A 14,063-nucleotide genomic window follows, 5' to 3' on the forward strand; every position below is an offset into this window, starting at 1 on the left:
TTCCCCCAGTCAAAAGACTGGGGGTTTTTGTTTATGTTAAATTATATATTTTTTTAGACGATTTATTATTCGAATATGTATTTTTAACTAAAAATTTGTTATAATAGTATTATGAAGATAAAATGATAAAATCGGAGGGATGTGTATGAGGAGGTATTTCATTTTTTTAATTTTAATTTTTTCTTTGTTTTTATTTTCTAGTTGTAATCTATCCTTGCCTTTTTTTACAAAACCTGATAATAGACCTGTTGTTAATAATAATATTGATAATTCTGCTATGGTTGCTGAAGATGAAAAGAATAAAGTTGAATTTTTAGCTCCTCAGATTATAGATTTATTATCAATTGACGTTGATAATAAATTGTTTGGATCTTTTTTATCTTATGATAATCTTTTTTATTATCACGATATTGATACGTTATATATTTACTCTTTAAAGGATAAAAAAATTATATACAGTGAAAGATTTAATTCTACATTATTTAGTAATTTTATTATTTCTCATGATAATAATTTAATTTTTTCCAATGGCTCTGTTTTATATAAATATTCTTTTAAAGGGAAAAAACTTTTTGAATATGATTTTAATGAGAGCATTAAATCTATAGCCATTACCCCATTTAATGAAATATATGTTTTGTCAGATGTTGGCACATTATTTAAATTAAAGGATAAAGAAGTTCAATGGAGTAAGAGGTTAAATGCAACTATTACATCTAATTTGATTATTAGTTATAATAATAGAATATTTTTTGGCGATGCTAATGGTAATATATATATATATGATTCCAACGGTAACCGTTTAGGGGTTTCAAAGATAAGTGGTAGTGCTGTTGGAAATTTTGCCACTGATAATACAGGAAAGATTTATGTTTTAAGCAGTAATAAGTATTTATATGTTATTGATAATAATGGTGAAATTTTATGGACTAACGAATATGATGAAGTGCTTTTAAACGTATTGGTTGATGATAATTTGAATTATTATCTTGCAACAGATGAGAATATATATGTATATAATAAGGATTTTGAAGAAATAGGAAAATATGAAATTGGAAAAATCTTTACGCAGATAATATATGCTAAGGATAAAATATTGTTTGGCACAAAGGATAAATTGTTAAATGTGTTGGATTTAAAGGAGAAAAAGGTATATAGATATAAGCTTTCCGAGAATATTTTATTGGATTATATCTACTTTGATGGAAAGAATATCTTTATTCCTTTAAAAGATAAAGTAGTTTATACAAAATTAGATGTTGATTATAATGCTTTATTCTGGACACAATCTTATGGATATTTAAACAGAGGATATATGAATTTACCTCCTCAGAAGCCTATGCTGGTTTATCCTAAAAACAATACTTCTGTTGTTGTTGAAAAAGCCCTTAAATTAATATGGAAATCATATGATTTAAATAATGAGGGTTTAACCTATAATGTATATTATGGGACAAATAAAAATTCTTTAAGTTTAGCGGCAAAAAATCTTGTTAAGCCTACTTTCGAATTAAAAAATTTAAGAGGGAAAAGAACATATTATGTTAAAATTACAGCATTTGATAGTGTTAATGCTGTGGATAGTGATGTTTATGCCTTTAGAATTTTGTATAAACCTGAAAGACCTGTAGCTGTTCAACCTTTAAATGAAGAGAAAAATATATCTTTAAATCCTGTTTTAAAATGGGAAGCCAGAGATAAAGATAGTACAAGATTAAAATATAATCTGTATTTTGGCGAAGATAAAGATAATCTTTCTCCTGTTGCAACTAATCTCACATTAAATACATTTGATTTAAAACAGAAATTAAAGCCTTCTTTTAAGTATTATTGGAAGGTAGAGGTTATTGATGATAATAATAATAAGAATATTAGTAATGTTTTTGAATTTGTTACTTCAAATCCGCCATCTACACCTGTTATATTGGAACCTGACCTTTCTCAGGAAATTTCCTATGATGCAACATTTGTATGGGAGTCAAAAGATGAGGATAACGATAATTTATCCTATGATTTATATTTGGGATATGATGATGGTGAAATGAAAAAGATTATTGAAGATTATAAAAAGAATGAAATAGTTATTTCATATTTATCTCCTGGTAAGAGTTATAGGTTTAAAATAGGGGTTAGAGATGGTAAGGGAAATTATGTGGAAAGTAAGGTATATATTATAAAGGTAAAGTTTTCTCCTATTTTACAATGGAAATTTATTATGGATGACAAAGTTGAAGGTAATCCTGCATTGGATAATGAAGGGAATATTTATGTTGGAGATAATAGCGGTTATTTCTATAAAATAAATTCTAAAGGCATTTTATTATGGAGATTTAAAACAGAGGATAAAATCTGGTCCAGTCCAACTTATTATAATGGCCTGGTTTATTTTGGAAGCAATGATGGTTATTTATATGTATTAAATAGCAAAGGTGAATTAATCTGGAAATTTAAAACGCAGGATATAATAACCTCTTCTCCTTTAATAGATATAGATGGGACAATATATGTGGGAAGCTGGGATGGATTTTTGTATGCGATAAACCCGGATGGAACTTTAAAATGGAAGTTTAAGACTAATAATTCTATTAGCGGAAGTCCTGTAATGGGAAGAGATGGAACAATATATATAGGTAGCTGGGATGGATTTTTGTATGCGATAAATCCAGATGGTACTTTAAAATGGAAATTTAAAACAGAAAATAGAATATCCCAGACAGCAGCACTTGATAGGGAAGAAAATATCTATATTGGCAGTGAAGATGGAAATCTTTATGTTTTAAACTTTGAAGGGGAATTAAAATGGAAGTTTAAGACAGAAAGTTATATAAAATCTTCACCTGTTATTGATAGGAATGGTGTGGTATATATTGGAGGTTGGGATAACTATTTTTATGCAATAAATCCTGACGGTTCTTTAAAATGGAAATATAAGACAGAGTATGTATTGTTGTCTTCGCCGGTAATAGGTGATTTGGGAAATATATATATGGCAGGTTACGATCATTTTATTTACTGTTTTGATGAGGAAGGATCTTTGAAGTGGAAACGTGAAATGAATGATATGATAGGAACTAATCTCATACTTTCTAATAATAAGCTTATTTTTGCAGATGTAAAAGGATTTCTTTATGTTTTAAATGTTCAGGATAAAAATCTGGATTCTCTTGCACATTGGCCTGCATTTAAAAGGGATAACTTTAATATGGGTAAGCTGGTAACTGTAAGAAATTCTTTGCCGTTGGGACCTGATAATCCTTATCCAGAGGATAATCAAAAGGATGTTTCGCTGTATACAAAGTTAAAATGGCAGGCTTATGATATGGATGGAGATAAAATAGTATATGATTTATATTTTGGTACAGAAAAGGATAAATTGAAAAAGATTGTGGAAAATTCACCGGTATCTGAATATACGCCTGAACATATATTATCTCCAAAAACAGTATATTACTGGAAGGTTGTTGTAAAAGATGTTAGAAATGGAGTAAAGGAAGGGCCAGTGTGGTCATTTAAAACAATAAATCCATATGGAAAGATAAAATGGAATTTTAAAACACTGGGCTGGGTTGAAAATACACCTTTGATAGTGGGAAATAGCATATATTTTGGTAGTTATGATAAATATTTCTATGCATTAACTACAAATGGTAATTTAAAATGGAAATTCCTTGCAAATTCAGAAATTATTGCTTCTCCGAATACAGAGGATAATAACATAATATATTTTGGAGATGTTTCTGGAAGATTATATTCAATTACCAGAGATGGAACGTTAATCTGGACATTGAAATTAGATGGTGATATTATCTCTACACCTCTTGTAAAAAATGGTAAAATATATATAGGAACATCTAATGGAATATTATATGCAATAGATAAAAATGGTGAAATTTTATGGACATTTAAAACAGGAGATTATATTGCGTCTATGCCTTCTTATTATGATGGAAATATAATCTTTGGAAGTTCCGATTCATATGTTTATTCTATTAATGAAAAGGGAGAGTTAAACTGGAAGTTTAGAACAAGTGGTGCTGTAAAATCGTCGCCGTCTATAGATAATGAAGGAAATATATATATTGGAAGCGATGATAATTATCTATATAAACTGACAAAGGATGGAATACTGGTATTTAAATTTAAAACAAATAGTTCTATTCAGACAAAGGCAAGTATTGATTCAAATGGAAATATTTATTTTGGAAGTTTAGATCATTATCTATATATTATAAACAAAGAAGGAAAGCTTATTACCAGATTTAAAACAGATGGACCAATTATTTCAACGCCGACATTTGATGATAAAGGATATATATATTTTGCAAGCCTTGATTCTAAAGTATATGCGTTGAATAAAGATTATAAGATTGATTGGATATTTAAGAGCGGATATGGGATATCTTCAAGTCCAATAGTAAAGGATGGTATATTGTATATTTCAAGTAAAGATGGATATATGTATGCTCTTCAAATTGAAGGTGAAAATACTCCAGAAAACTATATTATAAAAAATTATTATAATAAATAACTTTGAAGGGGGCTGGATTAATGAAGAAGTTATTACTGATACTTTTGGTAGGAATGATGATGATTTTAAGCAGTTGTGGTCCATTGGCGTTTTTAAATCCTTTTGGAGGTAAAAAAAATAATGTGTCCACTACTTCACAAACAAAGAATTTATCAAGAGCAGAAGCTTTCTGGGATCAGCAAAAGATTTTTGTTGATAATTCCACCAATTACCTTTTAAAGGCAGCTGTTATACCGGGTACAGAAGGAAAGAAGATATTGGAAATTTATGATGAATCAATTTCAGAAAATCCAAGGGTAGAGATAGAAATACCTTCTGTATTTACAGATTTCAACATTGATTATATTTTAAGAATCTCTGCAGGAAATTATTATTTAATAGGTAATTTTTCCATATCTATTGGTAAAAGCAGCGGAAAGATATGGAAAATAGTATTATTAAAAAATGCCAATACAAATCCTATTTTGAGAATTCCAGATGCAGAAGCAGAAAATATAAATTTAAAAATCAATGTTTTAACTTCAAGAAATGAAAAATTCCCTGGTTCATGGCAACCAATTCAAATGGATAATACAGGATGGTTGTATTTCATAAATACAGCTAATGCAGGATTATATGCATTTGACTATGAAACAGGTGATTATTATAGATTGGTTGATAAAGAAAATAAGACACTGGATAAATTTTCTGCAAATGATTATTATCAGATAATAAATAATTTTATTGTATATTCATCAGGAAATAAAATTTATGTTGGTAAATTAGGGGTTACGGCAACTCTTGAAGAAGGACAGAAGATAAAAACTGTTACAGGGGTTAAAGAATTATATGATTTATCAAATAAGGTTTCTTATCCAATTGCTATGTCAAATTCCGGATATATTGTTTATCTTGATAATACCGAAAATATATCCAAGCTAAAATATCTTAATTTAAACGCAAGTAGTTCAAAACCAACAGAATTAAAGCTCTTTACTGATATAGAACAGAATTCTGATGTAAAACTTGGAGGAAGCGTTAAATTAACCAATAAAGATGTGGCAATAAAAATAAACAATATTGAAAGTGCTATATATAGCGATGGGAAAACATATATTTTATTTTCAGATTTAACAATAAAGTATAAGGTTCAAATAATTTTAGATTATAAGGTTCAAATTCCACTGGATGATCAAAACGAAGCAAGTTATTATGCTGTGTTGGTTGTTCCTCATAACAGGGATAATTATCCATTATTCACCAAAAAGGTAATTTATTTATTTGAAAAACCACAAAATGAAAATAACGGAGTAAAAAAGATTTTAAATAAACATTTCTTTGCTATAGTTCCAGCAGATCCACACAAAACTCTTGAAGATGGATCATATATTAAAAGATTTGATTTAACAAGTTCAACAGAATATAAAATAGAATTTAAAAAGGTTCAGGAAGAACAGGTTAAAGATGCTGCAGATATTAATCTCATTATAAAAGGTAATAAAATGCAAGTTAGATTAATGACACCTGTAAATCTTGATTTTGAAAAATTAAAGAATTTAGCTGTAAGAAATAATATTCCATATAAGTTTAAAACAATAAATTCAAAATTTGCTGATGACTTTGGAATATATATGTATTTTGAAGGTACAGACCTTGAAAATAAACCTATTTATGGGATATTGGATTTAACAAAAATAAATAATGAAAAGATGGAAGTAATAAGGGTTTTAAATAATGTTGATGTTGAATCGTTAAAGAGAGAAGCAGTAAAAAATATGATTACAAAGTGAGGTGTGAAGAATGAAAAAATTAATCTATATTTTTATATTAGTGATTATGTTAATGTTTGTTGGCTGTGTTACAAAAGAAAAGGTTGAATTTATAGAACCAACGTTTATTGAAAACCCAGATGTAAATTTAATAAATTTAGATGAAAACAGATTATATGTAAGTTATGATAAAGATGGGAATCAGGTTGTTTCTGGATTAATCACAATAGATAAGGATAATAATTTATCCTATTTAAGATTAACAGGCCTGGATAAGGTTTTATGGTATAGCGAAGTTTTAACAAAATTCAGCACCCAGAATATAAATACAGTTTTAATGGATGAAGAAAATGGAAATGTTTATGTAAATGGAACTTTTGAATTTGGAGATAATGAAAAAAGAACAGTTTTGCTTTATCCTGCAGGAAAAGATTTACCAAATTCAATTTCTACAGAAGAATTATATACTGAAAGAGTTGAGGCTAACGGAAAAACATGGTCTCCTTTGCAATTTGATTCAAATGGAAAACTTTTTGGATTTACTACAGATAAATATGAATTATTGATGTTTGATAACAATGTAAAAATTTCAAAACAACCAACATCAATGAAGATTACATTGGATAAGGATAATTTGTATTTTAAAGTATTGCAAAAAAATAAGGACAATAATAATGAAAAAGATAAATTATTATGGAAAGAAAAAGATGGTAGTAAAATAATTCTTAAGATTAGGGAGTATAATGAATCAGGGCTTTCTGGTAATGCAACGGTTTTAATTTCAGATTTATCAAATAAAAAAGGACCATTTTTATTAAACACGGATAAGTTATTATATGGTGAATTATCAAATTCAAAGATAGCAACACTTGTATCTATAAATACCTCAACAGCTACTAGTGATATAATAGATTTATTTCCTGAGGATATAGTAAAAGATACAGATATAGAACTTGTTGGAGCAAGTAATGCAGATATATCAGAATCACCTGTTTCAACAGCAACATTTGAAGGTATTTATGATGTATATTCAAAAGATAATTCTGCATATGCAGTATTTAAAAATTTCACACTTGAATCTACAATGGTTATTGAAGACTTAACAAGAGGGGCAACGAATGTAGTAATAGCAAATACCACAATTCCATTGTTTGTAGTGGAATTTCCAGAAGAAGGTAATATAACCCAAACAGCAACAAAAAAAGTAAATATATATTATTTATCAGAAGAGTATAAGGATATTATTAACGATGAATCAGATATTTATATTTCACCGGAGAATTATATAATAATAAAGACAGGTAATAATCTATATAAAATAGATTTAAGATCAAGTATAGAATCTGATTTTGTGGTAAATTATCAAACAGAAGACGAAAAATTGAGCTATAATGCAAAGTTTAAGTATTTTGCAAAGAAATACAAATTTAATGTATTGGATTTAAATTCAACAAGATTAGCAGGTTTGAATAATATTCAGGATATAGAATTTTATGATCAATATGGAAGATTTGCATATATTAAATATGGATCAAATAAAAATGTAGCTATATATGATACATATAAAGATGAATTATATACAGGTGATGGAGAGCTTTCATTAAATATGAGCGTTGAAAAGTTTACACAGATCTATGAAGAAATAATTAAAAATGCAAAGTGAGGTGTGTGAAATGAAAAAAATAGGAATATTTTTACTTCTAAGTATATTAATAATTTCAGTTTCATCATGTACGGATCTTGATGTTACTTCAATGTTTTCAGGTAAGGTAAATATAGCAGTTGTTAATAGTGTATATTATACAGATGGAAGCTCTACAACTATAAATTTAAAATTATATAAGGATAGTAAACCTGTTAAATCATTAAATGTAGAAAGCGGAAAAAAGGTAGAAATAAAAGATCTAGATAAAGGTGATTATAAATTCGAAGCCAAGTTAGATAAAGATGAAAAAACATATTCTGATACAATAAAAATTGATAAAGAAGTTACTATTGTAATAGAAAGCAAAGATGGAGTTCTTAAATTTGAAATAAAATAAAAAAGCGAGCATTATGCTCGCTTTTTATTTTTATCTGGTTATTGCAGTTATTAATTCAGCAAACTCAAAAGGTTTATTTAGAATTAAAACATTGAATTTTTCAAGCTTCTCTCTAACTTCATCTGATAAATATCCTGTGATTACTACAATTTTAACATCTGGATTATATCTTCTAATATATTCTACGAGTTTATCCCCTGTTTCTTCAGGCATCATATAATCTGTAATAACAATATCTATAATATCTTTAAATTTCTCATATAATTCAATTCCATTTTTTACACAATGGGCAGTATAAACTGTTGCTCCCATTTTTTCAAATTGTTTTTTTAAATTTTTTCTTATTCCAATTTCATCGTCTACAATTAATATATTTTTTCCTTTGAGATTTGTGGTTTCATATATTATATCCATTTCATTAAATATAATTTTATCGGTGGTTGTTGGTAGATAGATTGAAAAAATGCTTCCTTTATTTGGAGAAGAAGAAACTTCTATTTTTCCATTATGATCTGATATTATTTTGTTAACTATTGCAAGACCAAGTCCGGTGCCTTTTTTCCCTTTTGTAGTATAAAATGGATCAAATATTTTTTTAATATTTTCTTCTGGAATTCCTGTGCCATTATCTATTATCTGTAGCTTTATGAAATTATTATTTTCTATTATTTCTGTTGATATATTTATTATAATTTCAGGTTTTTCAACATTTTTTACAGCGTCACGAGCATTTGTAATTAGATTTAGTAATACCTGAGTTAGCTGATTTTGATCACCGAATATTTTAACATTATTATCTATGTTATTGTTTATGGATAATTTTATATTTAATGGAATTCCTTTTCTCAGTAGCTTATATGTATTATTTATAAATTCATTGAAATTAAATGTTTCAAAGTTAACATCTCCTTTTTTTGAAAAAACAAGCATTTGCTTTATTATATTACTTGCCCTTTTTATTGATTCTTCAATATTTTCCAATGATTCATTTATTTCTTCGGGATCATCTGTATATTTCATAAGTTCTACTTCTGTTTTTAAAACGGTGAGTATATTATTGAAATCATGAGCAAATCCACCGGCCATTAAACCCATTGTTTCCATTTTCTGGCTTTGCATAAGTTCAAACTGTGTTTCTTTGAGTTGTTTAAGTGTTGTATTTACATTGTTCATAAGAGCTATAAATGCATTATTTATAAGATGATTTTCATTAAAATGAGTCTCTTTTTGCAGAATAATATCTCCTGGATTCCAATTTCTTCCCCATTGGGTAATTTGCTTCATTTCATGAATAAAACTTCTTTCAAGTGTATGGATTATTATAAAGATTATTATTAGCATTAATAAAATTATTAGAAAAGATAGTTTTAAATAGAAAAGGCTATTTGAAAATTTTTCAAATGGAGTTATAAAATAAATATTACCGCTAAAAAAATCGAGTTTTTTTGAAGAGATTACGGCGTTTGCACCAAAAAATTGTTTAAGCTCTTCTTTGTTGTTTATTATTCTAATTTCATACGGAGAATTATTTAAGAAAACAACATTTTTATTCATTGTGAATATAATGTATGTTTTTTCAGGAACGAATTTTAATATTTCTGATTTTATAAATTCATTATCAAAGATAAAGATATAATACAGATTATTATCGTATTTTACAATTGCTGAGATTTCCGGAGAAGAGGATAAAGGTGAAAATACAAAAGGCAAAACCCTGTATTCACCAACAACCATATTTTGACATGTGTTTTTATAATATTTTACTGAAAAATCTTTTTTTAGATGTTCTGAACCTTGTTTTAGAATATTTTTTATTTTATAATGTTCATCAAAAGAATAAGCCCCTTTTATATATTCGAGGTGAAATAATTTTATATTAATATAATCAGGTGTTGTGTATAGATCAACTTTTATTACATTCATCCATTGATCTATTAAGGTTTTTACGTTGTACTCTGTTAAATCCATTAATTTTTCCTGTTTTTCAAGCTCATTTTCTTTTAATGCTGACGTGGTTGTTTTTGTTATAATAATGGAGATAATTGCGAATATTATAAATGTGAAGATGATAATATAATTAAAGTATTCAATGAAATTTCTTTTTTTATTAAGCATAGTTATCACCGCTTAATTTAATTGATTATTTCTACCCATTTATTTCCATCATAAATTCCAAAATACATATTTTTAGAGCTTTCGCCATATTTGTCGAATTTTACATTACCAAAAATAGTTTTAAATTCATGTTCTGTAATAAATTTTTCCATTTTTTCTGGTGTATTATTTCCTGATTTGTAAGATTCCCAGAAAATTTGCATAATTTCATAACCTAAAAATGCATGTAAAGAAGGTTCTTCTTTTAAATCATTTATAAAATAATCATAGAAATCCTTTAATTTTCCTGTGTATTCATATGGATAATGTGAAGGGACAATAACGTTTTTCAGATAATCTCCAGCAGCTATTTCAAGCCCTTTGCTTCGTACCCATGGAGTGGTTATAATATTTACATTTGAATTTGTTAATTTTAATTCCTGAATAACCATTCCAACTTCTCCAATTAAACCGGCAATAATATATACATTATTCTGGTTTTTATATGCATTTGTAATAAGGTCAATATATCCATCTGTTTTAAAATTAACCTTCAAATGTTCAATATGTCCCTTAAAATAAGTTTTAAAATATTCATATGCTGCCTCAGTGTATACAGGGTTTGAGGAATCTACTATGACAAAGATATCTTTTATGTTTTTCTTATTAAGAAAATTAGCTATTTCTTTTTGTTCTTTTTCTGTATCGGGAATTGTTCTAATAATTCTGTCGTCTATTCCCTTAAATTTAGGAGAAGTAGCAGAGATAACAAGACCTAAAATGTTGTCAGTTTTTAGTTTTTTATATACTCTATTTAATGAGCTTGAAGTGGTGCCAAAAATTATAAATCTGACACCTTCTTTTTTTAAACGATTATACTCTTTTTCTATCTTTTCCTGATCCCAGCTATCATCAGCAGGAATAACGGTTATATTGCTTTCAAGGTTGTTTTCCCTGATATAAAGATTAATAGCTTCAATTAAGGATTTTCCTGAGGGCATTGCTCTGCCAGATAAGGCTGTAATTACACCAACCTTAACAGGATTTTTTGAACATGAAATTATTAAAAATACAGAAATTAATAGAATAATAAAGATAAAGATAAATATTTTTTTCATAAAATCCCCCCTAAAATTTAATAAATTAGTCGGTGAATTTTTCTCGTAACTGTTTAAAGAGATGTTGGATATTTTCAAAAGCTTCAACTATTTCTGGATCAAATTGTGTTCCTTTTCCAGCCAATATTTCATTAACTGCAAATTCATGACTTTGAGCATCTTTATAAACTCTTTTTGAAGTTATGGCATCATATGTGTCACATAACGATACAATTCGTGCGGAAAGCGGTATTTGCTCTTCTTTTAATCCTTCAGGATAGCCTTTTCCATCCCAGCGCTCATGGTGATGAAGAACCACTTCATGGATGGTTTTAAAGTATTCAAATGACATTGTTTCTTCAGAGATTTCGCTTAACATTCGTGCGCCATAGACAGTATGCATTTTCATTATTTCAAATTCATTTGCTGATAGAGGCCCGGGTTTTGATAAGATCTGTTCAGGAATAAGTAGTTTTCCAATATCGTGTAAAGGTGCTGCATGATGTAATTCATAGAGAAATGAGATATCAGGTTCTTTGCCTATAAGATGAAAGTATTCTTTTGCAAGTAATACCGCAAATTTTTGGACTCTTTCTATATGTTTTCCAGTTTCAAAGGATTTAAATTCCGTCATTTTAGATAGCATTAAAATAAATGAATCTTTTATTTCCAGTGCATGATGTCTTTCTGCTGCTTTAAGACGTGCCTTTAATTCATGAATTTCAAATGGTTTTGTCATATAGTCATCAGCACCTAATTCCAAAGCCTTAACAATACTATCTTTATCTTCAATACCACTTAGAACTATTATGTATGGTTTTCGTTCAATAAAGGTATTTGATATTTTTTCTAACACTTCAAATCCATCAATTCCAGGCATTTTTAAATCTAAAATTATAAAATTCACGTGTATTTTCTTTTCCATTAATTGTACAGGCTCAGAAGGTAAGATCATATTTATTACTTCCTGACCATCCTGAGCTTCATAGATTTCATATCCCCATTTTTTTAAAAGTCGTTTAAGACTATATCTCACAGAGTCTTCATCATCAGCTACAAGTATTTTTAAGTTTGCCATATCTTCACCTCTTTTCTGTGGTTTACATATTTGTTAATACATTATTATTATATCATAAAAAAGGCCCGGATTTTTAAATCCAGGCCTTTTTTATGATATATGTATTATTTAAATAATTCTGCTTTTCCTGCTGAACCAAGAACTTCCATTCTATCTGAAATAACCTTAATTGTATATTCTTTGGCAAGTTTGAAGTATTTTCTTGGATCAAATTCTTTTGGGTTGTTGTTTAAGAATTCTCTTAAACCAGCAACAAAAGCAATTCTTAAATCTGTATCTGTATTTACTTTATTAATTCCACATTTTACAGCTTCTCTTAAGATATCTGCTGGAACTCCTTTGGCTCCACCAAAGTCTGCACCGTGCTTTTCGGCAATTTCAACAAATTCTGGAACTACTGATGAAGCGCCATGAAGTACCAAAGGTATTTTTGTATATTCTTTTACCTTTTTAATTCTGTCATAATCGATTTTTGCTTCTCCTTTAAATTTAAATGCTCCGTGTGAAGTACCTACTGCTGGTGCTAAGAAATCAACACCTGTTTCTTCAACGAATATTTTTGCTTCTTCAGGATTTACAAGAACATTTTCAGCTGCTACAGCTTCATCTTCAACACCGGCTAATTGACCAAGTTCAGCTTCAACTGAAACACCTGCAGCATGTGCAATTCTTACAATTTCTTTTGTTCTTTTCATGTTTTCTTCAAATGGATGTTCTGAAGCGTCGATCATTACTGATGAGTATCCAGCTTTTATTGCTGTTACTATATATTCGAAATCTTTACCATGATCAAGATGTAAAGCTACAGGAATATCAACTTCATCTGCAAATGTTTTAACCATTTTAACAAATAATTCGGCACCTTTTCTGAAATCGCCATTTCCTGCATATTTCATAGCACCCTGACTTGTTTCAATAATAACAGGTGAATTCATTTTTACTCCAGCTTCAATTATATAGTGTAAGAACTCAAGGTTGTTAATATTTAATGCTGGAACACCATAACCGTTTTTATCTGCATTTTCAAGTATAACTTTAGTATCTACGTAAGGCATACTTTTCCCTCCCATTTTTCAATGATTTTTCAACATATTATACCATAATTCTGTTACATCTCGTTTATCCGTTAGAATTGAATTTTCTTCGTGAAATTTCTTCGTTTACCTTCATATATCCATTTTTAATGGCGATTTTACCTTTATTTGTTGTTTTTAAAAGTTTTTTAATTTTTTCCATTTCAGGCTTTATATGATTTATTCTTTCTTTATCTTTTTCAATAATAGACAGAGCTTTTTCTTTTATTTTTTCATTATCTGCAAATGGTAACATCTTTTCAAGTATTTTTTTTCTTTGTTCTAAGATTTTAGGCATTGTTTCATAATCTTCATTTTTAATCATTCTATCTATTAACGACTCTATCTTTTCCAGTTCGTCAATTAACAGTTTTATTTCTTCTAAGTTTTCGTTATTTTTCAT

Annotated in this window: 9 protein-coding genes; 4 read left to right on the forward strand and 5 right to left on the reverse strand. The window is 28.0% G+C overall.

What is annotated here, in order from left to right; translation table 11 throughout:
* The first annotated feature begins 214 nt into the window (after positions 1-214).
* From XO11_RS06905 to XO11_RS06920, 4 genes are read left to right on the forward strand one after another with little or no spacing between them, the layout of a single operon-like run.
* Positions 215-4,528 (forward strand): PQQ-binding-like beta-propeller repeat protein, encoded by a 4,314-nt coding sequence (locus XO11_RS06905; protein WP_254873316.1) that lies wholly within the window; start codon positions 215-217, stop codon positions 4,526-4,528.
* 20 nt (positions 4,529-4,548) lie between these two features.
* Positions 4,549-6,297 (forward strand): hypothetical protein, encoded by a 1,749-nt coding sequence (locus XO11_RS06910; RefSeq protein ID WP_014296889.1) that lies wholly within the window; start codon positions 4,549-4,551, stop codon positions 6,295-6,297.
* 10 nt (positions 6,298-6,307) lie between these two features.
* Entirely contained in the window at positions 6,308-7,939 is a 1,632-nt protein-coding gene (locus XO11_RS06915) for a hypothetical protein (protein ID WP_175418412.1), read from the forward strand.
* A gap of 10 nt (positions 7,940-7,949) precedes the next feature.
* Positions 7,950-8,318, forward strand: coding sequence for a hypothetical protein (locus tag XO11_RS06920; RefSeq protein ID WP_014296891.1), 369 nt, complete (start codon positions 7,950-7,952; stop codon positions 8,316-8,318).
* A 30-nt stretch (positions 8,319-8,348) separates the two neighbouring features.
* Here XO11_RS06920 and XO11_RS06925 read toward each other — a convergent pair whose 3' ends face one another.
* The 5 genes from XO11_RS06925 to XO11_RS06945 form a co-directional block, all read right to left on the reverse strand.
* Positions 8,349-10,433, reverse strand: a complete 2,085-nt coding sequence (locus XO11_RS06925; RefSeq protein WP_175418413.1) for a hybrid sensor histidine kinase/response regulator — start codon at positions 10,431-10,433, stop codon at positions 8,349-8,351.
* 17 nt (positions 10,434-10,450) lie between these two features.
* On the reverse strand, positions 10,451-11,530 hold the full coding sequence (locus tag XO11_RS06930; protein WP_014296893.1) for an ABC transporter substrate-binding protein: 1,080 nt from the start codon (positions 11,528-11,530) through the stop codon (positions 10,451-10,453).
* Between the two features lie 25 nt (positions 11,531-11,555).
* The gene (locus tag XO11_RS06935) at positions 11,556-12,587 is read right to left on the reverse strand and encodes an HD domain-containing phosphohydrolase (RefSeq protein WP_014296894.1); all 1,032 of its coding nucleotides are present in this window, start codon (positions 12,585-12,587) and stop codon (positions 11,556-11,558) included.
* Between the two features lie 104 nt (positions 12,588-12,691).
* A complete protein-coding gene (fba, locus tag XO11_RS06940) occupies positions 12,692-13,642 on the reverse strand; it encodes a class II fructose-1,6-bisphosphate aldolase (protein WP_014296895.1) in 951 nt (316 codons plus the stop codon).
* Positions 13,643-13,706: 64 nt separating this feature from the next.
* Positions 13,707-14,063 (reverse strand): signal transduction histidine kinase, encoded by a 357-nt coding sequence (locus tag XO11_RS06945; protein WP_014296896.1) that lies wholly within the window; start codon positions 14,061-14,063, stop codon positions 13,707-13,709.

It is taken from the genome of Marinitoga sp. 1138 (assembly GCF_013363265.1).
In the GTDB taxonomy this organism is placed as follows: Bacteria; Thermotogota; Thermotogae; order Petrotogales; family Petrotogaceae; genus Marinitoga; species Marinitoga piezophila.

Coding starts and splice junctions, on each gene's coding strand:
- XO11_RS06925 (WP_175418413.1), bottom strand. CDS start 10,433: ATGCTTAATAAAAAAAGAAATTTCATTGAATACTTTAATTATATTATC.
- XO11_RS06910 (WP_014296889.1), top strand. CDS start 4,549: ATGAAGAAGTTATTACTGATACTTTTGGTAGGAATGATGATGATTTTA.
- XO11_RS06920 (WP_014296891.1), top strand. CDS start 7,950: ATGAAAAAAATAGGAATATTTTTACTTCTAAGTATATTAATAATTTCA.
- XO11_RS06930 (WP_014296893.1), bottom strand. CDS start 11,530: ATGAAAAAAATATTTATCTTTATCTTTATTATTCTATTAATTTCTGTA.
- fba (WP_014296895.1), bottom strand. CDS start 13,642: ATGCCTTACGTAGATACTAAAGTTATACTTGAAAATGCAGATAAAAAC.
- XO11_RS06945 (WP_014296896.1), bottom strand. CDS start 14,063: ATGAAAAATAACGAAAACTTAGAAGAAATAAAACTGTTAATTGACGAA.
- XO11_RS06935 (WP_014296894.1), bottom strand. CDS start 12,587: ATGGCAAACTTAAAAATACTTGTAGCTGATGATGAAGACTCTGTGAGA.
- XO11_RS06915 (WP_175418412.1), top strand. CDS start 6,308: ATGAAAAAATTAATCTATATTTTTATATTAGTGATTATGTTAATGTTT.